The sequence below is a fragment of the Aeromicrobium sp. genome, from assembly GCF_047607065.1.
Taxonomy (GTDB): Bacteria; Actinomycetota; Actinomycetes; order Propionibacteriales; family Nocardioidaceae; genus Aeromicrobium.
Genome location: NZ_JASGDU010000012.1, coordinates 1 through 25,827 on the forward strand (window position 1 = coordinate 1; position 25,827 = coordinate 25,827).

At 68.6% G+C, this 25,827-nt stretch carries 33 protein-coding genes; 3 read left to right on the forward strand and 30 right to left on the reverse strand.

Annotated features, from left to right (window positions below; genetic code table 11):
* Positions 1-72 precede the first annotated feature (72 nt).
* The 3 genes from QM597_RS01495 to QM597_RS01505 form a co-directional block, all read right to left on the reverse strand.
* Positions 73-1,905 carry an AMP-dependent synthetase/ligase gene (locus tag QM597_RS01495; RefSeq protein ID WP_415003107.1) on the reverse strand — a complete coding sequence of 611 codons (1,833 nt, stop codon included), beginning with the start codon at positions 1,903-1,905 and terminating at the stop codon, positions 73-75.
* Positions 1,906-2,224: 319 nt separating this feature from the next.
* On the reverse strand, positions 2,225-4,075 hold the full coding sequence (gene lepA, locus QM597_RS01500) for a translation elongation factor 4 (RefSeq protein WP_415003108.1): 1,851 nt from the start codon (positions 4,073-4,075) through the stop codon (positions 2,225-2,227).
* Between the two features lie 4 nt (positions 4,076-4,079).
* A complete protein-coding gene (locus QM597_RS01505) occupies positions 4,080-4,418 on the reverse strand; it encodes a hypothetical protein (protein WP_415003109.1) in 339 nt (112 codons plus the stop codon).
* Between the two features lie 134 nt (positions 4,419-4,552).
* Here QM597_RS01505 and rpsT point away from each other — a divergent pair, with 134 nt between their 5' ends.
* Positions 4,553-4,813 (forward strand): 30S ribosomal protein S20, encoded by a 261-nt coding sequence (rpsT, locus tag QM597_RS01510; protein WP_415003110.1) that lies wholly within the window; start codon positions 4,553-4,555, stop codon positions 4,811-4,813.
* Positions 4,814-5,148: 335 nt separating this feature from the next.
* Here rpsT and holA read toward each other — a convergent pair whose 3' ends face one another.
* The 5 genes from holA to QM597_RS01535 form a co-directional block, all read right to left on the reverse strand.
* A complete protein-coding gene (holA, locus tag QM597_RS01515; protein ID WP_415003111.1) occupies positions 5,149-6,153 on the reverse strand; it encodes a DNA polymerase III subunit delta in 1,005 nt (334 codons plus the stop codon).
* 26 nt (positions 6,154-6,179) lie between these two features.
* Positions 6,180-6,752, reverse strand: a complete 573-nt coding sequence (locus QM597_RS01520; protein ID WP_415003112.1) for a hypothetical protein — start codon at positions 6,750-6,752, stop codon at positions 6,180-6,182.
* A 68-nt stretch (positions 6,753-6,820) separates the two neighbouring features.
* Positions 6,821-9,085, reverse strand: coding sequence for a ComEC/Rec2 family competence protein (locus QM597_RS01525; protein WP_415003113.1), 2,265 nt, complete (start codon positions 9,083-9,085; stop codon positions 6,821-6,823).
* The gene (locus QM597_RS01530; RefSeq protein ID WP_415003114.1) at positions 9,066-9,842 is read right to left on the reverse strand and encodes a helix-hairpin-helix domain-containing protein; all 777 of its coding nucleotides are present in this window, start codon (positions 9,840-9,842) and stop codon (positions 9,066-9,068) included. The genes QM597_RS01525 and QM597_RS01530 overlap by 20 nt, the downstream gene beginning before the upstream one ends.
* Positions 9,843-10,038: 196 nt before the next feature.
* Positions 10,039-10,905, reverse strand: a complete 867-nt coding sequence (locus QM597_RS01535; protein WP_415003115.1) for a DegV family protein — start codon at positions 10,903-10,905, stop codon at positions 10,039-10,041.
* A gap of 158 nt (positions 10,906-11,063) precedes the next feature.
* On the opposite strand from QM597_RS01535, the gene QM597_RS01540 reads away from it, so the two are divergent.
* The gene (locus tag QM597_RS01540; protein WP_415003116.1) at positions 11,064-12,857 is read left to right on the forward strand and encodes a hypothetical protein; all 1,794 of its coding nucleotides are present in this window, start codon (positions 11,064-11,066) and stop codon (positions 12,855-12,857) included.
* Positions 12,858-12,917: 60 nt separating this feature from the next.
* Positions 12,918-13,784 carry a hypothetical protein gene (locus QM597_RS01545; RefSeq protein WP_415003117.1) on the forward strand — a complete coding sequence of 289 codons (867 nt, stop codon included), beginning with the start codon at positions 12,918-12,920 and terminating at the stop codon, positions 13,782-13,784.
* A gap of 202 nt (positions 13,785-13,986) precedes the next feature.
* On the opposite strand, the gene map is transcribed toward QM597_RS01545, so the two are convergent.
* From map to rplD, 22 genes are all read right to left on the reverse strand, one after another.
* Positions 13,987-14,751, reverse strand: a complete 765-nt coding sequence (gene map, locus QM597_RS01550; protein WP_415003118.1) for a type I methionyl aminopeptidase — start codon at positions 14,749-14,751, stop codon at positions 13,987-13,989.
* A 128-nt stretch (positions 14,752-14,879) separates the two neighbouring features.
* On the reverse strand, positions 14,880-15,443 hold the full coding sequence (locus QM597_RS01555; RefSeq protein ID WP_415003119.1) for an adenylate kinase: 564 nt from the start codon (positions 15,441-15,443) through the stop codon (positions 14,880-14,882).
* Positions 15,440-16,765, reverse strand: a complete 1,326-nt coding sequence (gene secY, locus QM597_RS01560) for a preprotein translocase subunit SecY (RefSeq protein ID WP_415003120.1) — start codon at positions 16,763-16,765, stop codon at positions 15,440-15,442. Before secY ends, QM597_RS01555 begins: the two co-directional genes overlap by 4 nt.
* A gap of 139 nt (positions 16,766-16,904) precedes the next feature.
* On the reverse strand, positions 16,905-17,345 hold the full coding sequence (gene rplO / locus QM597_RS01565) for a 50S ribosomal protein L15 (RefSeq protein WP_415003147.1): 441 nt from the start codon (positions 17,343-17,345) through the stop codon (positions 16,905-16,907).
* 1 nt (position 17,346) lies between these two features.
* Positions 17,347-17,547 (reverse strand): 50S ribosomal protein L30, encoded by a 201-nt coding sequence (gene rpmD, locus QM597_RS01570; protein ID WP_415003121.1) that lies wholly within the window; start codon positions 17,545-17,547, stop codon positions 17,347-17,349.
* Complete coding sequence (rpsE, locus tag QM597_RS01575) at positions 17,547-18,158, reverse strand: 30S ribosomal protein S5 (RefSeq protein WP_415003122.1); 612 nt, start codon at positions 18,156-18,158, stop codon at positions 17,547-17,549. Before rpsE ends, rpmD begins: the two co-directional genes overlap by 1 nt.
* A 37-nt stretch (positions 18,159-18,195) precedes the next feature.
* Complete coding sequence (gene rplR / locus QM597_RS01580; RefSeq protein ID WP_415003123.1) at positions 18,196-18,579, reverse strand: 50S ribosomal protein L18; 384 nt, start codon at positions 18,577-18,579, stop codon at positions 18,196-18,198.
* Complete coding sequence (gene rplF, locus QM597_RS01585; protein ID WP_415003124.1) at positions 18,579-19,121, reverse strand: 50S ribosomal protein L6; 543 nt, start codon at positions 19,119-19,121, stop codon at positions 18,579-18,581. The genes rplR and rplF overlap by 1 nt, the downstream gene beginning before the upstream one ends.
* Positions 19,122-19,132: 11 nt before the next feature.
* Entirely contained in the window at positions 19,133-19,540 is a 408-nt protein-coding gene (gene rpsH / locus QM597_RS01590) for a 30S ribosomal protein S8 (protein WP_415003125.1), read from the reverse strand.
* 235 nt (positions 19,541-19,775) lie between these two features.
* Entirely contained in the window at positions 19,776-19,961 is a 186-nt protein-coding gene (locus QM597_RS01595) for a type Z 30S ribosomal protein S14 (protein ID WP_415003126.1), read from the reverse strand.
* A gap of 1 nt (position 19,962) precedes the next feature.
* Positions 19,963-20,523 carry a 50S ribosomal protein L5 gene (gene rplE, locus QM597_RS01600; RefSeq protein ID WP_415003127.1) on the reverse strand — a complete coding sequence of 187 codons (561 nt, stop codon included), beginning with the start codon at positions 20,521-20,523 and terminating at the stop codon, positions 19,963-19,965.
* A 2-nt stretch (positions 20,524-20,525) separates the two neighbouring features.
* Positions 20,526-20,885 carry a 50S ribosomal protein L24 gene (rplX, locus tag QM597_RS01605; RefSeq protein WP_415003128.1) on the reverse strand — a complete coding sequence of 120 codons (360 nt, stop codon included), beginning with the start codon at positions 20,883-20,885 and terminating at the stop codon, positions 20,526-20,528.
* Positions 20,885-21,253 carry a 50S ribosomal protein L14 gene (gene rplN / locus QM597_RS01610; protein WP_143911384.1) on the reverse strand — a complete coding sequence of 123 codons (369 nt, stop codon included), beginning with the start codon at positions 21,251-21,253 and terminating at the stop codon, positions 20,885-20,887. The genes rplX and rplN overlap by 1 nt, the downstream gene beginning before the upstream one ends.
* A 4-nt stretch (positions 21,254-21,257) precedes the next feature.
* Positions 21,258-21,539, reverse strand: a complete 282-nt coding sequence (gene rpsQ / locus QM597_RS01615) for a 30S ribosomal protein S17 (protein ID WP_415003129.1) — start codon at positions 21,537-21,539, stop codon at positions 21,258-21,260.
* Positions 21,536-21,778 (reverse strand): 50S ribosomal protein L29, encoded by a 243-nt coding sequence (gene rpmC / locus QM597_RS01620; protein WP_415003130.1) that lies wholly within the window; start codon positions 21,776-21,778, stop codon positions 21,536-21,538. The genes rpsQ and rpmC overlap by 4 nt, the downstream gene beginning before the upstream one ends.
* On the reverse strand, positions 21,775-22,197 hold the full coding sequence (gene rplP, locus QM597_RS01625) for a 50S ribosomal protein L16 (RefSeq protein WP_415003131.1): 423 nt from the start codon (positions 22,195-22,197) through the stop codon (positions 21,775-21,777). The genes rpmC and rplP overlap by 4 nt, the downstream gene beginning before the upstream one ends.
* Positions 22,197-23,015, reverse strand: a complete 819-nt coding sequence (gene rpsC / locus QM597_RS01630) for a 30S ribosomal protein S3 (RefSeq protein WP_415003132.1) — start codon at positions 23,013-23,015, stop codon at positions 22,197-22,199. Before rpsC ends, rplP begins: the two co-directional genes overlap by 1 nt.
* Before the next feature lie 4 nt (positions 23,016-23,019).
* Positions 23,020-23,427 carry a 50S ribosomal protein L22 gene (gene rplV / locus QM597_RS01635; protein ID WP_415003133.1) on the reverse strand — a complete coding sequence of 136 codons (408 nt, stop codon included), beginning with the start codon at positions 23,425-23,427 and terminating at the stop codon, positions 23,020-23,022.
* Positions 23,427-23,708 (reverse strand): 30S ribosomal protein S19, encoded by a 282-nt coding sequence (rpsS, locus tag QM597_RS01640; RefSeq protein WP_344325977.1) that lies wholly within the window; start codon positions 23,706-23,708, stop codon positions 23,427-23,429. Before rpsS ends, rplV begins: the two co-directional genes overlap by 1 nt.
* 20 nt (positions 23,709-23,728) lie before the next feature.
* Complete coding sequence (rplB, locus tag QM597_RS01645) at positions 23,729-24,556, reverse strand: 50S ribosomal protein L2 (protein WP_415003134.1); 828 nt, start codon at positions 24,554-24,556, stop codon at positions 23,729-23,731.
* A gap of 13 nt (positions 24,557-24,569) precedes the next feature.
* Positions 24,570-24,872: a 50S ribosomal protein L23 gene (rplW, locus tag QM597_RS01650; protein WP_415003135.1), complete on the reverse strand. Its 303-nt coding sequence runs from the start codon at positions 24,870-24,872 to the stop codon at positions 24,570-24,572.
* A 2-nt stretch (positions 24,873-24,874) separates the two neighbouring features.
* The gene (gene rplD, locus QM597_RS01655) at positions 24,875-25,825 is read right to left on the reverse strand and encodes a 50S ribosomal protein L4 (protein ID WP_415003136.1); all 951 of its coding nucleotides are present in this window, start codon (positions 25,823-25,825) and stop codon (positions 24,875-24,877) included.
* Between the last annotated feature and the right edge of the window lie 2 nt (positions 25,826-25,827).

The window sequence follows — 25,827 nt, forward strand, 5'->3', positions numbered from 1 at the left end:
CCGCAACTCCCCCACCGCCGCCGGGGGGCCCCCACCTTTTCCGGGGGGCCGGCCCCTCGGCGTTCAAGCAGATCAGGCGTAGAAGCCGTCGAGGATCGCAGCGTAACGCTCCTCGACCACCTTGCGCTTGACCTTGAGGCTCGGCGTCAGTTCACCGGTCTCGACCGACAGGTCGCTGGGCAGGATCGACCACTTCTTGATCGTCTCCCAGCGGTTGAGCTTGGAGTTCAGCTCCTCCACGTACTCGCCGACGACCTTCTGCATCTGCGGGGACGCCACGATCTCGCTGTAGGACTTGCCGGCCATGCCGTGACCCTCGGCCCACAGCGCCACCGCGTCGGGATCGAGCGTGATGAGCGCCGAGCAGAAGTTGCGCTGGTTGCCGTGGACGATCATCTGGCTCGCCAGCGGGCAGACGCCCTTGAAGACGCCCTCGATGTGCGACGGCGCGACGTACTTGCCGCCGGAGGTCTTGAACAGATCCTTCTTGCGGTCGGTGATCCGCAAGAAGCCGTCGGCGTCGAGTTCGCCGATGTCACCGGTGGCCAGCCAGCCGTCGTCCAGCGTCTCCTTGGTGGCGGTGTCGAGGTTGTGGTAGCCGTGCATGACGTTCGGACCCTTGATGAGCACCTCGCCGTCCTCGGCGATCTTGACCTCGGTACCCGGGAACGGAATACCCACGGTGCCCAGCTTGAGGTGCTCGGGGTGATTGACCGTCGCGCCCGCGGAGGTCTCGGTCAGGCCGTAGCCCTCCAAGATGATGACGCCCGCAGAGTGGAACCACTCGGCGACGTCGGCGCTGAGCGCGGCCGAACCGGAGATGAAGAACCGCACCCGGCCGCCGAAGCGGTCGCGGACCTTGCTGAAGACGAGCTTGTCGGCCAGGCCGTGCTGGATCGCCAGGCCCTTGGGCACCGTCTCGCCGGCCCGCGTCTTGCGCGAGTACTCCAGGCCGACCTTCTCGGCCCAGCGGAAGAGTTTGAGCTTGACGCCGCCCTCTTCCTCCATCATGCCGACGACGCGGCCGTACGCCTTCTCGAAGATGCGCGGCGCGGCACCCATGAAGGTCGGCTTCACGACCGCGAGGTTGTCGACGATCTTGGTGACCCGGCCGTCGATGGCCGCCGGGAAGCCGATCTCCAGCTGCACCATCTGCAAGACCTTGCCGAAGGAGTGCGCCATCGGCAGCCAGCGGAACTCCAGGTCGTCGATGCTCAAAATACCGTTGGCGTGGATCGCGGCTCCCTCGAAGACCCAGCCGTCGTTGCTCAGGCGCACGCCCTTGGAGCGGCCCGTGGTACCGGAGGTGTAGATCAGCGTGGCCAGGTCATCGGGCTTGACCGCCGAGACTCGCTCCTCAACGATGTCGGGGTGGTCGGCCAGGTACGCCTCGCCGACCTTCTCCAGATCGGCCAGCGTGATGACCCAGTCGCCATCGGCCTGGCCGTCGAAGGTGACGACCTTGGCGACCTCGGGAAGCTCGGACTTCTTCTCCACGAGCTTGGCGATCTGGTCGTCATCCTCGGCGAAGACGATCACGCTGCCCGAGTCGGACAGGATGTAGGCGACGTCGGCGGCGACGGTGGTCGGGTAGACCGTCGTGGTAGCGCCGGCGGCGGCGTTGATCGCCAGGTCTGCGAGAATCCACTCCACCCGCGTCCCGGAGGCAACGGCCGCGCGCGACTGCGGCTCCAGGCCGAGCGAGACCAGGCCCGCAGCGAGCCGGTTGACGCGGGCACCGACCTCGGCCCACGAGAGCGAGTGCCAGCGCTCGTTGGCGTCGGGGTAACGGAAGGCCTCCCGGTTGGGCGTCTCGGCGACGCGGTTCAGGAAGAGCCGGCCGATGCTGGGGGCGCGGTCGTCGATGAGCGACTGCTGCTGCGGCGTCAGGACAAGGGGACTCATGCAGATCCTCACAGAGGGCAACGGATTGTGGTGCGTGTCACCCTAACCTACCGGCGAGGTCGCCGGGCAGGCTCGCGCCCCGAAATAAGAGATTCCGCAGATAGGCGGAACCTGGTCATTGAGGTGCGAGCTTGCGAGCCTCGAAATGACCCAACCAGGGCAGGCTTCGCCCTTCGAGGCTCGTCGCACCCTTCGAGGCTCGGCCGCAAGCGGCCTCACACCTCAGGGTCCGCTCCTCGCACCTCAGGGACCGGCTGACGGCGCACAACTCGACATAAGTCAGCGCTCCCCTCATGGATCCGCTTGAACGCGGGCAGCCTCAGGAGGGGCCGTCACCGGTCGACAGCGCGGCGATGAAGGCCTCCTGCGGCACTTCCACGCGGCCGACCATCTTCATCCGCTTCTTGCCTTCCTTCTGCTTTTCCAGCAGCTTGCGCTTGCGGCTGATGTCGCCGCCGTAGCACTTGGCGAGCACGTCCTTGCGGATCGCGCGGATGTTCTCGCGGGCGATGACCCGCGCGCCGATGGCGGCCTGGATGGGCACCTCGAACTGCTGGCGCGGGATGAGTTCCTTGAGTTTGCCGGCCAGCGCGACGCCGTAGGTGTAGGCGTTGTCGCGGTGGACGATGGAACTGAAGGCGTCGACCACCTCGCCCTGCAGCAGGATGTCAACCTTCACCAGATCGGCGGCCTGCTCGCCGGACAGTTCGTAGTTGAGCGAGGCATAGCCCTTCGTACGGCTCTTGAGCGCGTCGAAGAAGTCGAACATGATCTCGCCCATCGGCAGCGTGTAGCGGATCTCGACGCGGTCCTCGGAGAGGTAGTCCATGCCGCCGAGCTGGCCGCGCCGCGCCTGGCACAGCTCCATGATCGTGCCGATGTAGTCGCTCGGGGCGAGGATCGTGGCGGCCACGACCGGCTCGAAGACCTTGTTGATCTTGCCGCTGTTCGGGTACTCGCTCGGGTTGGTGACGGTGTGCGTCGACCCGTCTTCCATCTCGACGCGATAGACGACATTCGGCGCGGTGGCGATGAGGTCGAGGCCGAACTCGCGGGCCAGTCGCTCGCGCACGATCTCCAGGTGCAGCAGGCCGAGGAAGCCGATGCGGAAGCCGAAGCCGAGCGCCCCCGACGACTCCGGTTCGTACACCAGCGCCGCATCGTTGAGCTGCAGTTTCTCCAGTGCCTCGCGCAGGTCGGCGAAGTCGTCGCCGTCGATGGGGTACAGGCCGGAGAAGACCATCGGATTGGGGTTCTGGTAGCCGCCCAGCGGTTCGGTGGCGGGCTTGGCCGCCGAGGTCACGGTGTCGCCGACGCGGCTCTGGCGCACTTCCTTGACGCCGGTGATGAGGTAGCCGACCTCGCCGACGCCGAGGTCCTTGGCCTTGACCGGCTCGGGGCTGATGACGCCGACCTCCAGCATCTCGTGGACCGCGCCGGTCGACATCATCTTGATCTTGTCACGGTGGCTGAGCAGACCGTCGACCACCCGGACGTAGGTGATGACGCCGCGGTAGGTGTCGTAGACCGAGTCGAAGATCAGCGCGCGCGGGGCACCGCCGGCGTCGCCTGCCGGCGGCGGCACCTCGTCGACGATGAGGTTGAGCAGCGCCTCGACGCCCTCGCCGGTCTTGGCCGAGACGCGCAGCACGTCGTCGGGGTCGCCGCCGATGATGCCGGCGATCTCCTCGGCGTACTTCTCCGGCTGCGCGCCGGGCAGGTCGATCTTGTTGAGCACCGGGATGATGTGCAGGTCGGCGTCCATCGCGAGATAGAGGTTCGCGAGGGTCTGCGCCTCAATGCCCTGGGCGGCGTCGACCAGCAGGATCGCGCCCTCGCAGGCCTCCAGCGAACGGCTGACCTCGTAGGTGAAGTCGACGTGACCAGGGGTGTCGATCATGTTGAGCACGTAGGTCGTGCCCGCGTCGTCGCCGTCGCTCTTGGTGAACGGCATGCGCACGGCCTGGCTCTTGATGGTGATACCACGCTCGCGCTCGATGTCCATGCGGTCGAGGTACTGGGCGCGGGCGGCGCGCTCGTCGACGACGCCGGTCAGTTGCAGCATGCGATCGGCGAGCGTGGACTTGCCGTGGTCGATGTGGGCGATGATGCAGAAGTTGCGCAGGAGTTCCGGCGGCGTCGCGCCGGGCTGCGGGGCAGGAGTGGTCACTCGGTCACCAGAAGTAGGCGATGCCGACGTTGACCAGGATCAACGCGACGACGACGTGGGCGAAGGGATTGGGGGCAGGACGCTTGCGCGTGCCGTGGGCCAGGCCGACCGCAGCGGTGGCCACGAGGAGCTTGACGGCGACCTTGGCGTGGTTCGGATCATCGACGTCCTCGCTCATCGAGGCGATGGCGACGAGCACGAGTCCGAGCACCCATGCGGCCCCGACCCCGTGGGCCAGGAGGCCGTTGATCTGGGGAGACGACAACACCGTCACATAGCCGAACAGGGCGATGGCCCAGCAGCCGATGTGCGCCCAGACGAGAGCGTGGTACAGAGTCTCCATGAGGAGATAGCCTAGTGACCGGCCTGGATTTGGGACGCACCGGACAGCGGTGGTAGTCTTAGCGGTCGCGTGCCAGCGCACGCCGCTGAACTTCTTTGTCTCGTATGTCAACTGTAAGGAAATAGGTACGCCCCGTGGCGAACATCAAGTCGCAGATCAAGCGCAACCGTCAGAACGAGGCGGCCCGCGAGCGCAACAAGGCCGTTCGTTCGGCTCTCAAGACCGCCGTGCGTCGCTTCCACGAGGCTGTTGACGCGGGCAAGGCCGACGAGGCCAAGACGCTGGCCGCCGACGCCGGGCGCAAGCTCGACAAGGCCGCCAGCAAGGGCGTCATCCACAAGAACCAGGCGGCCAACCGCAAGTCGGCTATCGCCAAGAAGGCCGCCGCTCTCTGAGCCAGCCACCATACTTCGCCGTGACCCCCGATCCCTCGGATCGGGGGTCCGCGTCTGTCAGGGGCCTCCCGCGAGGCGTGCGCAGACCAGGAGGTCAATACCGCTCATTGTCCCCCGCAAGCGGGAGGTGCCCCCAGTGCGGAGCGAGGAACGAGCGAAACCTCGAAATGAGCTAAGGTTCGGGTCCCTTCGAGGCTCGGGCGCTGGGCGCCCTCGCACCTCAGGGACCGGCTGTCCCCCGCCGCGGGCGACTGACCGCGCGAGCGAGGGCTTCCAGCGGGCCGCGCGGGGCGATAGTGCGCCACCGCCACGCCAGCAGCACCGCGTGCAGGAAGTTACAGGGTCATGCTGCTGGCGGCGCGGCGCGGGGGCCGGCGGCGCAGCGAGACCACCCGCAAGATCATACGCTCGGTCGCGTAGCCGGGATCGGCGGCGGCACCCTTGACGTCGAGGTCCGCCTGGGCCACAGCGGCGAGGGCACCGTGGAGTCCCTGCGCGTCCCACTGCCGCAGTTGGCGGCGCAGCACCTGGAGCTTGAACGGCGGCGCGCCGACGTGCTTGGCGAGGTCGCCATCGCGCAGGTTCGGCGGAGCGGTGGCCAGTCGCACGAGCTGACGCAGCCCCGAGGCCAACGAAGAGACGATGACGACGGGAGCGACCTTGGACGTCAGCGCCCAGCGCAGGCGCTCGACGGCGAGGTCGAGCCGTCCGTCGAGAACCGCGTCGGCGATCTCGTAGCCGCGCACCTCGGCCCGGCCGCCGAAGTAGCGGCGGACCACCGCATCGGAGATCTCCTCGCCTTCGGGCACGGACGCGACAAGCTGGTCGGCGGCTCCGGCAAGCGCCCGCAGATCCATGCCGAGCGCGGCGACCAGCGTGGTCGCCGCCTCTTCCGGCATCGTCGCGCCGAGCTGGCGGACCTCGCCGCGCACCCAGGCGACGTGGTCGCGCTCGTACTTCAGCGGCTCCTGCTTCGCCTCGGAGACCGCGGCGGCCTTGCGGAGCTTGTCGAGCAGCCCGCGCGCCTTCTGACCGCCGCCGTGGACGAGAATCACGGTGACCTCGGGTGCCGGCGCGGCGACGTAGGCGAGCAGTTCGGCCTGGACGTCGTCGCCGAGGTCCTGGATGTCGTGGACGACGACCGCGCTGGAGGCGCTGAACAGCGACGGACTCGTGAGGGTCAGCAGTTCGCCCGGCCCGAGCTGCCCGCCCTGCGCCTCGGTGACCTCGCACTCGGGGTCCTCGGCCAGCACTGCGGCCACCGCACGCCTGCGCGCCCGGTCGGCCAGGAACTCGTTGCCCCCCGTGATGAGGAAGACCTTGCCGAACAACGAAGCCACCCCGCGAGTCTAGGAGATTGCGCAGCTCAATCCAGTCGGCGTATCTCGACGACCGGCGACGTCACCCGGGTCGTCGAGACGTAGCCCTCGTCGCCGCTGAGGTCGCCCACCACCAGGTAGGCCGAGCGGCCGACCTGAATGGGCGGCTCGATGAGACCGAGCAGGGGCAGCGTCTCGCCGTCGCGGCGCAGCGTTGCGGCCGCATCCGTGTCAGCCTGCAGCCGCTGAATGGTCCGCTGCTCGCCGTCGAGATGCATCGCATACCGAGCACCGGAGGCCGTCGAGATCACCCACGACCCGCCATCGGTGAGTTCGAGACTGCTCCGACCGACCACACCCGACCGCTCGGCAGTGATCCTTGCCACGACGTCCCGCTGGTGCTCCGTGAGTCCTTCGGCGGTGACCCCTTCCATCGTGATCGCCCACCACACCGTCTGGCCCATCCCGCACTGGCCGCAGGTGCGCGGAGAGACCACTTCCCAGGCACCCATGCGCGGCGGGAAGTCCCAGCCAGCCTCATAGGCCGCCTGTGACGTCAGCCGCTCCTCCCGACCACACACCTCGCACCAATGCTCGAACGGCTCGTCTGCCCGATCCATGAACGTCCTCTCCTCGACTGGCACCACCCTCCCACGAGCTGCGGACACCTCCGGTCTCTTCGAGGCTTTCAGGTGCCACCGGCGACGATGCTCCACCGGCCCTCGCGGACGAGAACGGCCAGATCGCCTTGCAGGTCGGTGCGCCACCAGGCCATGTGACAGTCGGCGAGCAGCTCCAGGGCCGACGGGGCGGGATGGCCGTGCGGGTTGTCGCGGCCGGCGCTGATGAGGGCCGCCGCCGCACCGGTAGCGGCGATGAAGTCCGGGTCCTGATGGGCGCTGCCGTGGTGCGGCACCTTGAGCACGTCGGCGCGCAGATCGGCACCCGAGCGCAGAAGCGCCCGCTGCGCCTCCGGCTCGACATCGCCGGTCAGCAGCACCCGGACGCCGTCGACCTCCAGCCGCATCACCAGGCTCAGATCGTTGCGATCCTGACCCGGCGCCGGTTCGCGTTCGACGGGCCAGAGCACGTCCAGTCGCACCTGCTCCCGGCTGCCCGCAACGATCACGTCGCCCGCATCCGCCTGGGTGGTCGGCAGGCCCGTCGCCGGCCCTCCGGAGGCCCCGACGATGACCGCGTCCACCCGCCGTCCGCGCAGTACGCCCCGCCAGCCCGCAACGTGATCGGCGTCCGCATGCGTGAACACCAGGGCGACCACATGATCGATACCGAGACGCCGCAGACACCGGTCGATAGGTCCCGGATCCATGCCGGTGTCGACCACCACCGCCTGCCCCTCCCCCGCGTTCAGCACCAGCCCGTCGCCCTGCCCGACGTCGCAGGCGACGACGATCCAGCCGCCCGGAGGCCAACCCGGATCGGGAGGATGCACGACCACGATCCCGAGGCCGAGCGCCACACCGGCGGCCAACGCGGGCCGCCGCATGACCCACCAGCCGGCCGCCACCACCGCCACCGTCGCGGGAATGCTCCACCACCACGGCCCGCCCCACCCCACCGCCGCGCCCTCGAATCCCGCACACGTGCGGCCGACCGCGATGATCCACGAGGCACACCACGACGCCACCTGACCGGCGGCTTCCCCGACCGGTGCGGCGACCAGCCAGAGCAGGCCTCCGGCCAGGCCCGTCACGGTCGCCGGCGCCACTGCAGGGCCTGCGGCGAGGTTGGCCGCGACCGCCACCAGGGAGACCTCGCCGCTGAGCGCCACCAGCATCGGCATGCAGGCCGCCTGGGCGGCCACCGGGACCGCGATGGCGACCGCGAGCCAGCGCGGGCACCACGCCATGCGCTCGATCAGGGGCGGGGCCAGCACGACGATGCCCGCCGTCGCACATACCGACAGCACGAATCCGGGCGAACGTCCCAGCCAAGGATCGAAGGCCAGCAGCGCGATGACGGCCACCGCGATAGCCCGCACGCCGCCGGCCACTCCGATCCCCAGCGCCGCGAGGCCGACCAGGCCCATGACGGCCGCCCGCAGCACGCTCGGCTCGGGGCGCGCCACCAGGACGAACCCCACCACCGCCACCACGCCCAGCACCACCCACCACCGCCGGCCGATACCGGCCGCACGGGCCATGCCGAGCAGCGCGGCGACGATGATCGTCAGGTTGGTGCCCGACACCGCCAGCAGGTGCGTGAGGCCGCTGCGGCGGAAGTCCTCGTCGAGGTCGTCGGGGATCGCGGCATCGTCGCCGTCGACGAGCGCGGGTACCAGGGCACGCGGTGCCGCCGGCTGATGCGCGACGGCCTCCCGGACCCCGGTCCGCACCCGTTCGCTCGCCGCCCACCACCAGGGCCGCCCCGTCATCGGATGCACGCTCGATGCCCGGAGGGTCGCCACCTCGCTACTGCCCTCGGCCGGGGTGACGGCGGCCGTGACGCGAATCCGGCGGCCCACGGTCAAGTCGCGGGCGTCGACCCCCGCCTCGGTGACGAAGATCGTGACCTGACCCGCGCTGCGGATGACGCCCAACCGTGAGGTGGCCTCCACGACCTCGCCGGTCAGCACGAGGCCGTCGCCGCCGGGTGCCCGATACGCGCGTGCGTCCGTCTCGACCTGGAGCACCACCTCGGCGTTCACGCCCTTCTCGGCCCAGGCCGACATCGGCGAGGCTTCCACGGCGGCGACGCGCCAGGCGACCGACAGGCCGACCAAGGCGAGCAGGCAGCCGGTCACGACCACGGCGGGGCGGTGCCACAGCGCCACGAGGACCAGGCAGCCGACCGCCACCGCGAGCGCCACGACCGAGGGCCGGCCCACCGCCCAGGCCGCCAGCGCCCAGCCGAGCACTGCGGCCGGGACGAGCCGGAGGTCATGCTGCGGCCCCGGCTGGCCGTCGGCGGACTCAGACCGTGACGAGATCACGCAGCTCGTCCAAGGTGGCCTCGCCGATGCCGCGCACCTCCAGCAGGTCCTCGACCCTGGTGAACGAGCCGTTCTCGGTGCGCCAGTCGAGGATCGCCTGCGCGGTCACCGGGCCGACTCCGGGCAGTTCGTCGAGGTCGTCGAGGGTGGCGGTGTTGAGGTTGAGCAGGCCCCCGGCTCCCTCACCCCCGCCGCCGGCCGGCGCTACCGGCGCGATCCCGACGAGGATCTGCTCGCCGTCGACCAGCTTGCGGGCGAGGTTGAGGCCGGTGGTGTCGACGTCTCCGGCGACGCCGCCGGCCGCCTCGATGGCCTGATAGACCCGCGACCCGGCCGGCAGCGTGACGATGCCCGGCTTCTGCACATGCCCGGCGACGTCCACCACGATGTCGCCGGCCTGCACCGGTTCGCCCGACTCCTGAGACGAGACCTGGGTGGTGCCCGCATTCGCCGGTTCACTGTTCGGGCGGTGCGACAGCAGCGCCCAGGCCGCCACCACGGCCACCGCCGCAACGACGGCCACCACGAGGCGGGCGTGCAACTGAGTCAGGCGGCGGCGCAGCGGCTCGACCAGCGAGGCCGCCATCGACCCTGTGCCCGTCGCGGCGACCGGTGGCTCCGGGACGGCTGCTTCGTCGTCGCGGCGCGGCGGACGGCGCTCGCTCGGCAGCGGGGTCTGCTCGTCGAAGGACCCGACGAGCTGCGCGAGGCGTTGCCGGGCGATCTCGGCCCGAGTCTGGTCGTCATCGAAGTCCATTCTTCGACGTTAGGCATCGGCGATGCCCTCGAACAGCCTCGCTCTGCGTCCTGTGGACAAAATTTCGAGGCCACCCCGAATCTGTGGAAAACACCCCTCCCGACCGCGCCGCAGGACGGCATCAGAGGGGTTAGAGGACGCGCCAAGAGGCAAGACCCCGGTCATTGAGGTGCAAGCAGGACCTGGCGGCAACGGATCAGTGCGGGGTGACGGTGACCGCAACCGTCCCTGGGCCGACGTGGGCACCGATAACGGCCCCCATCTCGTCAACCGGCACGCTCTCGCGCTCCAGACGCTTCGCCAGCCGCTCGGCCAACTGTTCGGCCACCGCCGCATTGGCCAGGTGCTGCACACCGATGTCGTAGTCGTCGCAGCGCTCGGCGGCCTCCACGGCCAGCGCCTCCATCCGGGCCAGCGCCTTGCCGGTCGTGCGCACCTTCTCCAGCGGCACGACCAGGCCGTCAGCGATGGTCAGCAGCGGTTTGACCGACAGCGCCGAACCGATGAGCGCGGCCGCCGAGCCGACCCGGCCGCCGCGGCGCAGATACTCCAGCGTGTCGACGTAGATGAGCACGGTCGAGTTCTCCCCGGCCGTGCGAGCCAACTCGGCGACCTTGGCGGCCTTCACCTTCGAGCCGCGTGCGCGGGCCGCGATGCCCGCCGCGAACCCGGTGGCCAGGCCCACCTGGCGCGAGTCGACCACGGTGACCGGGACGGCCGCCGCGCGCGCGGCGAATATGGCCGAATCGACGGTGCCCGACATACGGCTGGACAGGTGGATCGAGACGATCTCCTTCGCGCCCTCGTCGGCCAGTCGCCGGTAGACCTCCGCGAACTCCTGCGGATTCGGCCGCGACGTGCTGACCGGCACGAACTCGCGCAGTGCCGTGGCGATGACCTCCGCGTCGGCATCAACGCCCTCGATGAGCGTGTCTGCCCCGACGATCACCGACAGCCCGATGACCTCGATCCCCTCGTCGGCGGCGTCGCGCGGCGACAGAGATGCCGTGGAGTCGGTGACAATCGCCACTCCGCCCGGAAACCTCGTCCGCCGCTTCGCCATGAGGCCAGCCTAGCCGTGCCGTCGGCTCTCTTCGAGGTATCGTTCCTCGCCGCGCCTCAGTCAGCGGACCTATGCGAGCACGTTCTATATTTCGCACCCGTGGTCACTTCTGGTCCCACGAGGTGAAAGCGCAGGTGAGGACCGACTACGCTGCCGCCATGGACTTCCAGGGCGACTTCGCTACCGAACCGTCGGACACCCCGGCCCCGAGGCGCATCGGTCTCGGTCACCGCATCGCCTCGGTCATCGCCATCGTCGGCGGCAGTTACGCCACGGTGGTCGCCGTGCAGCGGGTCAGGGACCTCGGCGGCACCTGGGAACTCATCAACCCCTTCAGCAGCCTCGATCCGGTCCTGACGACCGCCCAGTTGCTCGGCATCCTCACCCCCGCCGTGGGCTTTCCCTTGGCGCTGACCGGCTTCCTGGCGTTGTTCCCCAAACTGCGGCGCTGGGCCACGGCCTTCGCCGTCACCGCCCTCGTCTACCTCCTCGCCTGGATTGTCTATCTGGCCCTCTTGGTTGCTGCGGACGCCAAGTACGGCGGAGACATGCCCGCCTACTGGGTCGGAGACGGAAGCTGGCCGCACGACATCGCCACCGTCATGGCACTGTCGGTCCTTGCTCTCCTCGTGGCCGCGCTCGTGCCGCTGCCGGGCGACCGCAAAGAGGCCGGTGCGGAGCCGCGACGCAAGCGCAAGAAGAAGGAAGCCATCGTCGTCACCCCGCCGGAGGCCGACGCCCCACCGGTCAACGAACCGGACGACGATGATGCCGTCGAGGAACCCATTGAGGAACCGGTTGCCGACGAGCCGTCCCACACCACCACGCCCGAGATCGTGCCCGAAGCGATTCCGGTCGTCGCCGAGGAGGTCGAACCGGTCACCGAACCCGAGCCGGAACCCGCTTACGCGCTGCCGGAGACCCCTGTCGACACCGGCACCATCCCCGCGTACAGCGAGCCAGAACCGGAGCCGCGCCCCAGCCGCCTACCCGGCGGACGCCGACGCCGCCGGATCGAAGAGGACGAACTCACCATCCCGAATCTGCCCGCCGACGCGCTGGCCGACGAACAGGACGACTTCACGATCCCGCAGTGGAAGGTCGATCTGCCCACGCACTTGCCGACCTCCGAGGAGTCGGCCGTCGATCCTCTGACCGCACCGGCACCACTTCCGGCAGAGTTCGCCGGCGACGACCGCGATGAGACGGATCGAGAGCGCGATGAACCGCGCTTCCCGCTGTCTTCGCCGCTGACCGCCGGGGAGATCGTGGGCAGCGAACTGGCGGCACCGGTCGAAGACCGGGCACTGTCGAAGCCGGAGCCGCCCGTCGAGGATCGCGATCTCGGCTACCTTGCCGAGGCCGTCGAGTCCGAGCTGGACCGTGATCCGGAGCCGCAGCCGCCGGAGGTGGTCGCCACCGAGGAGAGCAGCGACCCGGAGGCTGTGGACCTGCCTGCCGCCCCGGCGGCTGTGGAGACCGAATCGGAGACCTTCCCGGAGGAGGTCGGATTCCCGGAACCCGAACCGGTCGAGGTCGAACCGGTGGAGGTTGCCGAAGCGGAGCCTGTCGTCGTCGAATCCATTGCGGTGGAGCCGGAGATCGCCGAGCCGGTCGAGGCCGAACCGGAGACTGTCGCCGTGCCCGAACCCGTGGTCGAGGCCGAACCCGTGATAGAACCCGAGCCGGAACCGGAGCCCGAGCCGACACCGGAACCGGAGCCCGAGTCTGAACCGACCCCTGAGCCGGAACCCGACGTCACCGAGGAGCCGGCGAACGAGGATGCCGCCTGGTTCGTCAAGATCGCCGGCGGCGAGTACGGCCCGTACCGCTGGGACCAGGTGCGCGCCTTCGTCACCGAGGGACGCATCCGCCCGACCACCCAGGTCCGGCGCGACACGGGTGAGTTCGGGCCGGCCGGCGAGGTCTGCGGCCTGCTCGATGCCGAGTAGTTCGGCGAATCACGTGAGTCGTACCCGCAGATCGGCGCTCCGCGGCTCTAGTCTTCGGGCATGAGCAGTACGTCTTTGCCGCCGGCCGCCTCGCCCGAGCCGATGCCCCTGTTCGATCCGCCGAAGGTGCGGCGCTTCGGCGCGGCGCGGGCCTCCGGTCTGGCCCTGGCCGCGCTGATCGGCGGCTACCTCGGACACCTCGCGCTCGAGGAGCTCATCACCGCCTTTCGCGAACGCGACTTCAGCGCCTACGACATGTTCGGCGACGAGGCCGCCATCGCCCGCGCCCACGTGCTCGCCCTGCTCGCCGAGCTGATCGGTGCCGTCGCCGGACTCATCGCCGTCATCGGCATCGCGGCCCGCCGCTGGGCCGTCGGCATCCTCCTCCTGACGCTCGTCTCGATGGCCTGCTACGGCGGTTTCATCGCCCAGATCCTCGACACCGCGCTGCGCACCGACTTCCTCCAACCGAGCGAATACTGGAGCGCCTCACGCGGCCTTCCGGTAGCCGCCACACTGCTGGCCTTGCAGCTGGTCGTCGTGGTCTTGTGCCTGATCCGCGGTCCCAAGCCGCCGGCCCCCGCCGTGCCGGTCGCCCCGGCCGCCGAGGCGCAGGAGGAGGCCACGACTTCGTGGGACTTCTTCGCCGTCGACGAGGCCCTCGGCGAGGAGCAGGGCGAGACCCCCGCCGTCGCGTCCGACTCCGAGGAGGACACTGACGCGGGCGAATCCGAGGATGACGAAGGCAACGAGGGTGACGTCTTCCTCGTCATCCACGACCACGAGTACGGCCCGTACCCGCCCGAGCGCGTCCGCGGCTTCCTGGTCGAGGGCCGCATCCACCAGGGCACGCTGGTCCGCATCGGCGACGAGGTCAGGCCCGCCTCCGAGGTGCCCTCCATCTACGGCGACGACGCGCCAGCCTGACAGGCAGGGCCAGGTCCCTTCGAGGCTTCGGCCGCAGGCGGCCTACGCACCTCAGGGACCGGGGCCGCCGGTCCCTAACACCTCCGCTCATTGAGGTGCGGAGCGAGGAACGAGCGGAGCCTCGAAATGAGTTACGGTCGGGGTCCCTTCGAGGCTCGCAAGCTCGCACCTCAGGGACCGAATTCGCCTAATGCGCATGCTCTCAGAGGGGCAGGGTGAGGATCTGCGGGCCGTCGGGGGTGATGGCGACGGTGTGCTCCCAGTGGGCCGCGCGGCTGCCGTCCACGGTGACCGCGGTCCACTCGTCGTCGAGGATGCGCGTGTAGGCCGACCCCCGCGACACCATCGGTTCGATGGCGATGACCAGACCGGGCTTCAGACGCATTCCCTTGCCCCTCTGGCCCTCGTTCGGCACGTCGGGGTCCTGGTGCATCGCCGTGCCGATCCCGTGGCCCGTGAAACCCCGCACAATCCCGTACTCACCCGCAGACCGCACGAAGGACTCGATGGCGTGACCGATGTCGCCGATCCGCGCGCCCGCCCGTGCGGCCTCGATCCCGGCATACAGCGCCGCCTCGGTGACCCGCGACAGCTCGGCATCGGCCGGATCCACCTGCCCGACACCGACGGTGATGGCCGCGTCCCCATGCCATCGGTCGATGACGGCTCCGGCATCGACCGAGATCAGGTCGCCCTCGCGCAGCACCCGCTCACCGGGAATCGTGTGGACGACCTCCTCGTTGACCGAGGTGCAGATTGTCGCGGGAAACCCGTGGTAGCCCAGGAAGTTTGAGGTCGCGCCGTGCTCGGCGAGGACCCGCCGGGCCACCTGGTCGAGGTCACCCGTACTCACCCCGGGCACCACGGCCTCGCGGACCGCAGCCAGCATCTCGGCCACGACCGCGCCGGCGCGCCGCATGACGGCGATCTGCTCGGGCGTCTTGTACTCGATCTTCGGACCGAACATGGGGCACTCCTCTTCCGCTCCCTGAGGTGCGCCCTTCGAGGCTCGAAGGGAGCTGACGCGAACTCACGTTCCTTCCCTTCGAGGCTCCGGGCGCGGAGCGCCCTCCGCACCTCAGGGAACGAAGAGAATTACAGGCCGATGGCGTCGTTGATGCGGGCGGCAACCTCGCCGATGGACCCCACGCCGTCGACCTCGCGCAGCAGCCCGCGCTCGCGGTAGACCGGCAGCAGCGGGGCCGTCTCGGCCACGTAGACGTCCTGGCGGCCCCGGATGACCTCCTCGGTGTCGTCGGAGCGCCCGCTCGTCTCGGCACGCTTGAGCAGCCGGGCGATGAGCTCCTCGTGATCGACCGTCAACACGACAACAGCGTCCAACTCCGTGCCGAGGTCGGCCAAGATCCCGTCGAGCGTCTCGACCTGGTCGAGGGTCCGCGGATAGCCGTCGAGCACGAAGGACTGCGCATCGTCGTGCGCCAGGCGGTCACGCACCATCGCGTTGGTGACCTCGTCGGGCACGTACTGGCCGGCGTCCATGTAGCGCTTGGCCTTGACGCCCAGAGGCGTACCCTCGGCCACGTTCGCCCGGAAGATGTCGCCGGTCGAGATGTGCACGCCGCCGATCCGCTCGGCCAGGCCAACGGCCTGGGTCCCCTTGCCCGCACCGGGCGGACCCATCAGGAGGAGCTTCGTCATTTGAGGAACCCTTCGTAATTGCGCTGCTGCAACTGGCTCTCGATCTGCTTCACGGTGTCGAGACCGACGCCGACGATGATGAGGATCGTCGTGCCGCCGAACGGGAAGTTCTGACTGGCATTCAGCAAGGCGATGGCGAACATCGGAATCAGCGCGATGAGACCAAGGTACAGCGCGCCCGGCGCAGTGATGCGACTGAGCACGTACGCCAGGTAATCCTGGGTCGGCCGGCCCGCGCGGATGCCGGGGATGAAGCCGCCGTACTTCTTCATGTTGTCGGCAACCTCCTCGGGGTTGAAGGTGATCGCCACGTAGAAGTACGTGAAGAACACGATCAGGACGAAGAAGGTAATCATGTAGTACGGGTGATCGCCCTTGACCAGGTGGCCATTGACCCAGGTCGCCCACTTCGACCCCTCGTTGAACTGCGCGAGCAGTGCCGGCAGGTACATGAGGCTGGAGGCGAAGATGACCGGGATGATGCCGGCCTGATTCACCTTGAGCGGGATGTAGGTCGACGAGCCGCCGAACATACGCCGCCCGACCATACGCTTGGCGTACTGGACCGGGATGCGCCGCTGGGCCTGTTCGATGAAGATGACACCCGCCACCACCGCCAGGCCGACAGCCAGAACCACGGTGAAGGTCACCCAGCCCTCGCGCGGCGAGGGTGCCTGCGCCTTGATCTGCCACATGGCACCGGGGAAGGTCGCGATGACCTGAGAAAAGATGAGGATCGACATACCGTTGCCGACGCCGCGGTCGGTGATGAGTTCGCCGAACCACATGATGACGGCAGTCCCCGCGACCATGACGAGCACGATCAACAGGAACGACGGGATGCTGTCCTTGTTATAGAGCAGATCCTGGGTGCAGGCACCGCCGAACAGCCGGCCGCTCCGTGCGAGCGCGACGATGCCGGTCGCCTGCAGCACCGCCAGGCCGAGGGTCAAGTACCGGGTGTACTGGGTGATCTTCGCCTGGCCGGCCTGGCCCTCTTTCTTCAGGGACTCCAGCCGCGGGATGACCACGACGAGCAGCTGCAAGATGATGCTCGCGGTGATGTACGGCATGATGCCGAGTGCGAACACGGTCAACTGCAGCAGCGCCCCGCCCGAGAAGACGTTGATGAGCGCGAACAGGTTGCCGTTCTCATTGCCGCTGGCCGTGGCAAGGTTGATGCACTCGCGGACGTTGCCGACATCGATGCCGGGAGCCGGGGTCATCGACCCGAGCCGGAACAAGATGATGATGCCCAGTACGAACAACAGCTTGCGCCGCAGGTCGGGTGTGCGGAATGCGTTGACGAAAGCGCTGAGCACTCTTCGTTCCTCCTCGGATGCCCGTGGGCAGTAAGCGCCCAGGCGAGCCTAACAGTCGGTTCTCACGCCTCTACGTTCCCTAGAGCGCGCGAAGGCGGCGAGGCTCAGGAGCCTCGCCGCCAGCTAGCCGTACGCGGCCTCAGCGCTCGGTGACGCTGCCGCCGGCCGCTTCGATCTTGGCCTTGGCGCTGGCCGAGAACTTGTCGGCCGTGACCTGGACAGCGACCGAAATCTCGCCGCCGCCGAGGACCTTGACGAGCTGGCCCTTGCGCACCGCGCCCTTGGCGACAAGCGCGTCAACATCGACGGCACCGCCCTCGGGGAACAGCGCCTCCAGGCGATCCAGGTTGACGACCTGGTACTCCTCGCGGAAGGGGTTCTTGAAGCCCTTCAGCTTGGGCAGGCGCATGTGGATCGGGATCTGGCCGCCCTCGAAGCCCGCCGGCACCTGGTAGCGGGCCTTGGTGCCCTTGGTGCCGCGGCCGGCGGTCTTGCCCTTGGACCCCTCGCCGCGACCCACGCGGGTCTTGGCGGTCTTGGCGCCCGGGGCGGGGCGCAGGTGATGCAGTTTGAGCGTCATGTCACTCACCAGCCTCTTCATGGGAAACGGCCTGAACATCCAGCAGGTGCCGGATGGTGTTGACGTAGCCGCGCGTGACCGCGTCGTCGGAACGCACGACGCTGTCGCCGATGCGCTTGAGACCGAGCGAACGCAGCGTCTGGCGCTGGTTGTCCTGGCGGCCGATCGCGGACTTGACCTGGGTGATCTTGAGCTGAGCCATCAGACTGCCGCCTCCACGCTCTCGGCCTTCGCCTTGGCCTCGGCGACGCCCTCGGCACCGGAGCGCAGGAGCGCCGCCGGGGCGACGTCCTCGACCGGCAGGCCGCGACGCGACGCCACGGCCTCGGGCGACTCCAGCGTGCGGAGCGCCTCGACGGTCGCATGGACGATGTTGATCGCATTCGACGAGCCGAGCGACTTACTCAGCACGTCGTGGATGCCTGCGGCCTCCAGCACGGCGCGCACCGGGCCACCGGCGATGACACCGGTACCGGGCGACGCCGGGCGCAGGAAGACGACACCGGCGGCCTTCTCACCCTGCACCGGGTGCGGGATGGTGCCCTGGATGCGCGGGACGCGGAAGAAGTTCTTCTTCGCCTCCTCGACACCCTTGGAGATCGCCGTGGGGACCTCCTTGGCCTTGCCGTAGCCGACGCCGACCTGACCCTCGCCGTCACCGACGATCACCAGAGCGGTGAAGCTGAAGCGCCGACCGCCCTTGACGACCTTGGCGACACGGTTGATCGTGACGACCTTTTCGATGTAGTTGGACTTCTCGCCGCGGTCGCCGCCGCGGCCGCGACGATCTCCGCCGCCTCGACGCTGGCTCATGCCGTCATCTCCGTCGTGTTGGTGTGAATCTTGGTCATCAGAACTCCAGTCCGCCCTCGCGAGCGCCGTCGGCCAGGGCCGCGACGCGACCGGCGTACTTGTTGCCCGCACGGTCGAACACGACGGTCTCGATGCCGGCCGCCTTGGCGCGGTCGGCCACCAGCTCGCCGACCTTCTTGGCCTTGGCGGTCTTGTCGCCGTCGATGCCGCGCACGTCGGCTTCCATCGTGGAGGCCGAGGCCAGCGTGTGTCCCTCCAGGTCGTTGACGACCTGGGCGACGATGTGCTTGCTCGAACGGGTGACCACCAGGCGCGGCCGCTCGGCCGAACCCGCGATCTTCTTGCGCCCGCGGATCTGGCGGCGCGCACGTGACGCGGCGCGACCCGCGAGGTTCTTGTTGTGCTTGATCGAGATGGCCATCACTTACCAGCCTTTCCGGCCTTGCGCAGCACGCGCTCGCCGGCGTAGCGCACGCCCTTGCCCTTGTACGGCTCGGGCTTGCGGATCTTGCGGATGTTGGCAGCGACCTCGCCGACCAGCTGCTTGTCGATGCCGTGGACCGCGAACTTCGTCGCGGACTCGACCGAGAACGTGATGCCCTCGGGGGCCTCGAACGGCACCGGGTGGCTGAAGCCGAGGTTGAGTTCGACGGCGTTCGGACCCTTCGGGAGCACGCGGTAGCCGACGCCGACGATCTCAAGCTTCTTCTCATAGCCCTCGGTGACACCGACGACCATGTTGTTGATGAGCGTGCGGCTCAGGCCGTGCAAGGCCTTGCTGCGGCGCTCGTCGTTGGGGCGCTCGACCGCGAGCGTGCCGTCCTCGGCCTTGCTGACCGTGATCGGCTCGGCGACGGTGTGCGTCAACTCGCCCTTGGGACCCTTGACGCGGATGTCCTGGCCCTCGATGGTGACCTCGACGCCCGCGGGGACGGCGACTGGAATCTTGCCAATGCGCGACATATCAGTTCACCTCACCAGACGTAGGCGAGGACTTCCCCGCCTACACCCTTGTTGTGCGCCTGACGGTCCGTCAGCAGACCCTGGCTCGTGGAGATGATCGCCACGCCGAGGCCGCCGAGCACCTTGGGCAGGTTGCTGCTCTTGGCATACACGCGCAGACCCGGCTTGCTGATGCGGCGGATGCCGGCGATGGAACGCTCACGGTGCGGGCCGTACTTGAGGGTGACGGTCAGCGTCTTGCCGACCTGCCCCTCGGCCGGCTCGGTCACGGTGTAGTCGGTGATGTAGCCCTCCTGCTTGAGCAGGGCGACGACGCCCTCCTTGAGCTTGCTGTAGGGGGCGCTCACCTGATCGTGGTAGGCCTGATTGCCGTTGCGGATCCGCGTCAGCAGATCCGCAATGGGATCGGTCATCGTCATGGGATGTTTTCCGTTTCTCGCTGCGGTTTCGCTTCTCGTATCCGGGTCGGATGAGAGAGGACCTACAACGGGTTGTGGGGGTGGGGAGAAGCCGGTTCCTGAGGTGCGAGCTTGCGAGCCTCGAAGGGACCAACCTCAACTGGCTTCGAGGCTCCGGCCGCACCCTTCGAGGCTCGGCCGCAAGCGGCCTCGCACCTCAGGGCCAGCGGCCTTCGCACCTCAGCCAGCGGCTTCGTTACCAGGAGCTCTTGGTGACGCCCGGCAGCTCGCCGCGGTGGGCCATCTCGCGCAGGCAAATCCGGCACAGGCCGAACTTGCGGTACACGCTCTTGGGCCGGCCGCAGCGCTGGCAGCGCGTGTAGCCACGCACCGCGAACTTCGGCTTACGGGCCGCCTTGACCTTCAGGCCAGTCTTCGCCATGTCAGTTCTCCTTGTACGGGAAGCCGAGCAGCTTGAGCAGCGCGCGACCCTCGTCGTCGTTCGTCGCGGTCGTGACGACCGTGATGTCCATGCCGCGCGAGCGGTCGATCTTGTCCTGGTCGATCTCGTGGAACATGACCTGCTCGGTCAGACCGAAGGTGTAGTTGCCGCGGCCGTCGAACTGCTTGGGGCTGAGGCCGCGGAAGTCGCGGATGCGGGGCAGCGCGAGCGTCAGCAGACGGTCGAGGAACTCCCACATGCGGTCGCCGCGCAGCGTGACGTGCGCGCCGATCGGCATGCCCTCGCGCAGCTTGAACTGCGCGATGGACTTGCGCGCCTTGGTGACCTGCGGCTTCTGGCCGGTGATCGCGGTGAGATCGCGGACGGCACCCTCGATGAGCTTGCCATCACGAGCCGCCTCGCCGACGCCCATGTTGACCACGATCTTGGTCAGACCGGGCACCTGCATGACGTTGGCGAACTCGAACTGCTCCTGCAGGGCGGGAACGATCTCCTCGCGGTACTTGAGCTTCAGACGAGGCGCGGTAGCAGTGTCCGTCATCGTCAGATCTCCTTTCCGGTCTTGCGGGCGATCCGCACGCTGCGCTGGGCCGCGTACGTCGAGCCGTCGGGCCGGGTCTTGGTGACGTCATCGCGGCGGTACCCGATGCGCGTCGTGGTCTTGCCCTTGCCGCCGTCGACGACGAGGGCCACGTTCGAGATGTGGATCGGGGCCTCGACGGTGATGATGCCGCCGGTCTCGGCACCGCCGGCCTGCGCGGCCCGCGTGTGCTTCTTGACCCGGTTGACACCCTCGACGATCACGCGGTCGGCGTCGGTCAGGACCTCGATCACCTTGCCGGTGACGCCCTTGTCGGCGCCGGCGATGACCTTGACCTGGTCACCCTTCTTGATGCCTGCCATCACAGCACCTCCGGTGCGAGCGAGATGATGCGCATGAACTTCTTGTCGCGCAGTTCACGGCCGACGGGACCGAAGATGCGCGTGCCGCGCGGGTCGCCGTCGTTCTTGAGGATCACGGCCGCGTTCTCGTCGAACTTGATGTACGAGCCGTCGGGGCGGCGGCGCTCCTTGACGGTGCGCACGACCACGGCCTTGACGACATCGCCCTTCTTGACGTTGCCGCCCGGAATCGCGTCCTTGACGGTGGCGACGATGGTGTCGCCGATGCCGGCGTAGCGCCGGCCCGAGCCGCCGAGGACACGGATGCAGAGGATCTCCTTGGCACCGGTGTTGTCGGCGACCTTGAGCCTGGACTCCTGCTGGATCATGTCGTCACTTCGCCTTCTCGAGAACCTCGACGAGACGCCAGCGCTTGGTGGCCGACAGCGGGCGGGTCTCCATGATCCGCACGCGGTCGCCGACTCCGGCGCTGTTGGCCTCGTCGTGGGCCTTCAGCTTGATATTGCGGCGCTGCACCTTGCCGTACAGCGGGTGCTTGAAGCGCTCCTCGACGTCGACGACGATGGTCTTGTCCATCTTGTCGCTGACGACCAAGCCCTCGCGCACCTTACGGGTGCTGCGCTCTTCGGTCACAGTCTGATCCTTCTCGCTCATGCGTCCACCTCGACGGTGCTCTCGGCGGACTCGATGATGCCGAGCTCGCGCTCGCGCAGCACCGTGTAGATGCGGGCGATGTCCTTGCGGACGGTGCGCAGACGCGCGTTGTTCTCCAGCTGCCCGGTGGCGTTCTGGAAGCGCAGGTTGAACAGCTCTTCCTTCGCGTCGCGCAGCTTCTCAGCGAGGTCGTCACCGGAGAGCGCACGCAATTGCGCGGCGGTGGTGTTCGCCATCACTGGCCTCCCTCGGTCTCACGGGTGATGAAGCGGGCCTTCATCGGCAACTTGTGGATCGCGCGGCGCATGGCCTCGCGGGCGACGTCCTCGGACACGCCCGACAGCTCGAACATGACGCGGCCGGGCTTGACGTTGGCGACCCACCACTCCGGCGAACCCTTACCGGAACCCATGCGGGTCTCGGCGGGCTTCTTGGTCAGCGGGCGGTCCGGGTAGATGTTGATCCAGACCTTGCCGCCACGCTTGATGTGGCGCGTCATGGCGATACGAGCGGACTCGATCTGCCGGTTGGTCACATAGTGACCCTCGACCGCCTGGATGCCGTAGTCGCCGAAGGCGAGCGTGGTGCCGCCCTTGGCGACGCCGCGGCGCTTGGGGTGGTGCTGCTTGCGGTACTTGACCCGTCGGGGCATCAACATCAGGCTTCGCCTCCTTCGGCGGCGGCAGCGGCCTCCACCTTGGGCGTGTCGGCTGCGGGGGCCTCGGCGGCCGGAGCCGCAGTGTCATTGCTGCGGGCGGGACGCTCGGGGCGACGGCCGCCACCGCGACCGGCGCGGCGGGCACCCGGAGCGGCGGCGCGCTTCGCTGCCTCGGCCTCGCGCTCGGCGCGGGTGCCGGCGACCTCGCCCTTGTAGATCCAGACCTTCACGCCGATGCGGCCGAAGGTGGTCTTGGCCTCGTAGAAGCCGTAGTCGACGTCGGCGCGGAGCGTGTGCAGGGGCACGCGGCCCTCGCGGTAGAACTCCGAGCGGCTCATCTCGGCGCCGCCGAGGCGACCCGAGCATTGGATCCGGATGCCCTTGGCACCCGAACGCATCGTGGTCTGCATCGCCTTGCGCATCGCGCGGCGGAACTGCACGCGGCCGCTGAGCTGCTCGGCCACGCCCTGCGCGACGAGCTGGGCGTCCATCTCGGGCTGCTTGACCTCGAGGATGTTGAGCTGCACCTGCTTGCCGGTCAGCTTCTCCAGGTCGCCGCGGATGCGGTCGGCCTCGGCACCACGGCGGCCGATGACGATGCCCGGGCGCGCGGTGTGGATGTCGACGCGGACGCGCTCGCGCGTGCGCTCGATCTCCACGCGGCTGATGCCGGCGCGGTCCATGCCCTTGGTGAGCATCTTGCGGATCTTGACGTCCTCACCGACGTACGCGCTGTAGAGCTTGTCGGCGTACCAACGGCTCTTGTGGTCGGTCGAGATGCCGAGACGGAACCCGTGCGGGTTGATCTTCTGTCCCACGGGGTCACGCTCCCTTCGTGTTGGCCGGCGTCACGACGACGGTCAGATGGCTGGTGCGCTTGAGGATGCGGTTGGCCGCACCCTTGGCGCGGGGGCGCCAGCGCTTCATGGTCGGACCCTCGTCGACCATGACCTGACTCACGATCAGGTCGGCGGCGTCGAGGTCCTCGGTGTTCTCGGCGTTCGCCACGGCCGACAGCACGAGCTTGAGGAAGTTCTCACTGACGGCCTGCGGGGCGAACTGCAGCGTGGCGACGGCCTCGTCGACCGAAGCACCCCGGATGAGGTCGGCCACACGGCGGGCCTTCTGCGGGGTCACGCGCACGAAGCGGGCGACGGCGAAGGCACCGGGCTCGTCGCCCAGCAGGCGCTCGCGGCGGGCGGAGGTGTTCTCACGAGTCTGTGCACTCATTAGCGACGCTTCGCCTTTCGGTCGTCCTTCTCGTGGCCACGGAAGGTGCGGGTGGGCGCGAACTCACCGAGCTTGTGGCCGACCATCGAGTCGGTGATGAACACGGGCACGTGCTTGCGCCCGTCGTGGACGGCGATCGTGTGTCCGATGAAGGACGGCAGGATCATCGAGCGACGCGACCACGTCTTGATGACGGTATGGGTACCGGCTTCGTTCTGAGCGTCCACCTTCTTCTCGAGGTGGCCGTCGACGAAGGGGCCCTTCTTCAAACTGCGAGGCATGTACTATTCCTTCGTTTCCCTCAGCGGCCGGACTTGCGGCGGCGGACGATCATCTTGTCGCTGGCCTTGCGCTTGCGCGTACGGCCCTCGGGCTTGCCCCACGGGCTGACCGGGTGACGGCCGCCGGAGGTCTTGCCCTCACCACCACCGTGCGGGTGGTCGATCGGGTTCATGGCGACACCGCGGACGGTCGGGCGCTTGCCCTTCCAGCGGTTGCGGCCCGCCTTGCCCCAGTTGATGTTGGACTGCTCGGCGTTGCCGACCTCGCCGATGGAGGCGCGGCAGCGAACGTCCACGTAGCGCATCTCGCCCGAGGGCAGGCGCAACTGGGCGCGCGAGCCTTCCTTGGCGACGAGCTGCACGCGGGTTCCGGCCGAGCGGCCCATCTTGGCACCGCCGCCCGGACGCAACTCCACGGCGTGCACCACGGTGCCGACGGGAATGTTGCGCAGCGGCAGGTTGTTGCCGGGCTTGATGTCGGCACCGACGCCGGACTCGACGGCCATGCCCTGCTTCAGGCCCTCGGGGGCGATGATGTAGCGCTTCTCACCGTCGGCGTAGTGCAGCAGCGCGATGCGTGCGGTGCGGTTGGGGTCGTACTCGATGTGAGCGACCTTGGCCGGCACGCCGTCCTTGTCGTAGCGACGGAAGTCGATGATGCGGTAGGCGCGCTTGTGACCGCCGCCCTGGTGACGGGTGGTGATGCGTCCCTGGTTGTTGCGGCCGCCCTTCTTGGGCAGCGGCTCGACCAGTGACTTCTCCGGCGTCGTGCGCGTGATCTCGGCGAAGTCCGCCACCGAGGAGCCGCGACGGCCCGGGGTGGTCGGCTTGTACTTACGGATAGCCATGTCTACTCAGTCCTCAGCTCGGGCTCGAGAAGATGTCGATGCTCTGACCGGCAGCCACGCTGACGATCGCCCGCTTGGTGTCCTTGCGCTTACCGAGACCGTTGCGGGTCCGGCGCACCTTGCCCTTGCGGTTGAGCGTGTTGACCGCAGTCACCTTGACGCCGAAGATCTGCTCGATGGCGATCTTGATCTCCGTCTTGTTCGCGTCGGGGTGAACCACGAAGGTGTACTTGTTGTCGTCGATGAGGTTGTACGACTTCTCACTGACGACCGGCGCGAGCACGATGTCTCGCGGGTCCTTGGTCACGGCACTCATCGTCACTTCCCTGCCTTCGTGAAGCCGGCAGCCTGAGCGGACTCCTCGGAGTCGAACCAGACCTCGGCGATCGTCGCGTCGTACCACCGGCCGCCCGGCAGGTGGTACTTCATCGAATCCGCGTTGCCCTTGATGTCGTAACCTTCGGGTGCCTCGCCGCTCTCGAGCGGAGCCGCCGAGCCGGGGCCGTGGGGCTGTGTCTCAGCGGTCGCGGGGTCATCTTCGGCGGGAGCCTCGACGAGCTTGGCGGGCTTGGCAGCCTTCTTCGTCTCGGTCTTCTTCGGCGCGGCCTTGGCGGGTGCCTCAGCCTCGGTGACCGCCTTGCTCAGCTTCACCGTGTCGGAACCCTCGGCCGAACGCGCGGCGACGAAGGCGTCGAACGCGGCCTTGGTGAAGACCACATCGTCACTCTTGATGACGTCGTAGGTGTTGAGCTGGTCGAACGGCAGCAACACGACGCCCGAGGCGTTGCGCAGGCTCAGGAAGGTGACGTCGTCGGCGCGATCCAGGACCACGAGCACCCGCGGGCGGGTGGTGATCTCGGCGAGCGCGGCGACGGCGGCCTTCGTCGAGGGCGCATCGCCGTCGACTAGGGACTCCACCACGTGCAGGCGGCCCGAACGCGCCCGGTCCGACAGGGCCCCGCGCAGGGCGGCGGCCTTCATCTTCTTGGGGGTGCGCTGATCGTAACTGCGCGGCGTGGGGCCGTGGACGACGCCGCCGCCGGTGTAGTGCGGGGCGCGGATCGAACCCTGGCGGGCGCGGCCGGTGCCCTTCTGGCGGTACGGCTTCTTGCCGCCGCCGGCGACCTCGCCGCGGTTCTTGGTGTCGTGGGTGCCCTGGCGCGCGGCGGCGAGCTGGGCGACGACGACCTGGTGGATCAGCGGGACGTTGACCTGGGTGCCGAAGAGGTCAACCGGCAGATCGACGTCGAGCGTCTTGGTGGTAGCCATGC

Coding starts and splice junctions, on each gene's coding strand:
- QM597_RS01495 (WP_415003107.1), bottom strand. CDS start 1,905: ATGAGTCCCCTTGTCCTGACGCCGCAGCAGCAGTCGCTCATCGACGAC.
- QM597_RS01505 (WP_415003109.1), bottom strand. CDS start 4,418: ATGGAGACTCTGTACCACGCTCTCGTCTGGGCGCACATCGGCTGCTGG.
- QM597_RS01520 (WP_415003112.1), bottom strand. CDS start 6,752: ATGGATCGGGCAGACGAGCCGTTCGAGCATTGGTGCGAGGTGTGTGGT.
- QM597_RS01530 (WP_415003114.1), bottom strand. CDS start 9,842: ATGGACTTCGATGACGACCAGACTCGGGCCGAGATCGCCCGGCAACGC.
- QM597_RS01535 (WP_415003115.1), bottom strand. CDS start 10,905: ATGGCGAAGCGGCGGACGAGGTTTCCGGGCGGAGTGGCGATTGTCACC.
- QM597_RS01540 (WP_415003116.1), top strand. CDS start 11,064: ATGGACTTCCAGGGCGACTTCGCTACCGAACCGTCGGACACCCCGGCC.
- QM597_RS01545 (WP_415003117.1), top strand. CDS start 12,918: ATGAGCAGTACGTCTTTGCCGCCGGCCGCCTCGCCCGAGCCGATGCCC.
- map (WP_415003118.1), bottom strand. CDS start 14,751: ATGTTCGGTCCGAAGATCGAGTACAAGACGCCCGAGCAGATCGCCGTC.
- QM597_RS01555 (WP_415003119.1), bottom strand. CDS start 15,443: ATGACGAAGCTCCTCCTGATGGGTCCGCCCGGTGCGGGCAAGGGGACC.
- rplO (WP_415003147.1), bottom strand. CDS start 17,345: ATGACGCTCAAACTGCATCACCTGCGCCCCGCCCCGGGCGCCAAGACC.
- rpmD (WP_415003121.1), bottom strand. CDS start 17,547: ATGGCTCAGCTCAAGATCACCCAGGTCAAGTCCGCGATCGGCCGCCAG.
- rpsE (WP_415003122.1), bottom strand. CDS start 18,158: ATGAGCCAGCGTCGAGGCGGCGGAGATCGTCGCGGCCGCGGCGGCGAC.
- rplR (WP_415003123.1), bottom strand. CDS start 18,579: ATGGCCATCTCGATCAAGCACAACAAGAACCTCGCGGGTCGCGCCGCG.
- rplF (WP_415003124.1), bottom strand. CDS start 19,121: ATGTCGCGCATTGGCAAGATTCCAGTCGCCGTCCCCGCGGGCGTCGAG.
- rpsH (WP_415003125.1), bottom strand. CDS start 19,540: ATGACGATGACCGATCCCATTGCGGATCTGCTGACGCGGATCCGCAAC.
- QM597_RS01595 (WP_415003126.1), bottom strand. CDS start 19,961: ATGGCGAAGACTGGCCTGAAGGTCAAGGCGGCCCGTAAGCCGAAGTTC.
- rplE (WP_415003127.1), bottom strand. CDS start 20,523: ATGACGGACACTGCTACCGCGCCTCGTCTGAAGCTCAAGTACCGCGAG.
- rplX (WP_415003128.1), bottom strand. CDS start 20,885: ATGGCAGGCATCAAGAAGGGTGACCAGGTCAAGGTCATCGCCGGCGCC.
- rplN (WP_143911384.1), bottom strand. CDS start 21,253: ATGATCCAGCAGGAGTCCAGGCTCAAGGTCGCCGACAACACCGGTGCC.
- rpsQ (WP_415003129.1), bottom strand. CDS start 21,539: ATGAGCGAGAAGGATCAGACTGTGACCGAAGAGCGCAGCACCCGTAAG.
- rplP (WP_415003131.1), bottom strand. CDS start 22,197: ATGTTGATGCCCCGACGGGTCAAGTACCGCAAGCAGCACCACCCCAAG.
- rplV (WP_415003133.1), bottom strand. CDS start 23,427: ATGAGTGCACAGACTCGTGAGAACACCTCCGCCCGCCGCGAGCGCCTG.
- rpsS (WP_344325977.1), bottom strand. CDS start 23,708: ATGCCTCGCAGTTTGAAGAAGGGCCCCTTCGTCGACGGCCACCTCGAG.
- rplB (WP_415003134.1), bottom strand. CDS start 24,556: ATGGCTATCCGTAAGTACAAGCCGACCACCCCGGGCCGTCGCGGCTCC.
- rplW (WP_415003135.1), bottom strand. CDS start 24,872: ATGAGTGCCGTGACCAAGGACCCGCGAGACATCGTGCTCGCGCCGGTC.
- rplD (WP_415003136.1), bottom strand. CDS start 25,825: ATGGCTACCACCAAGACGCTCGACGTCGATCTGCCGGTTGACCTCTTC.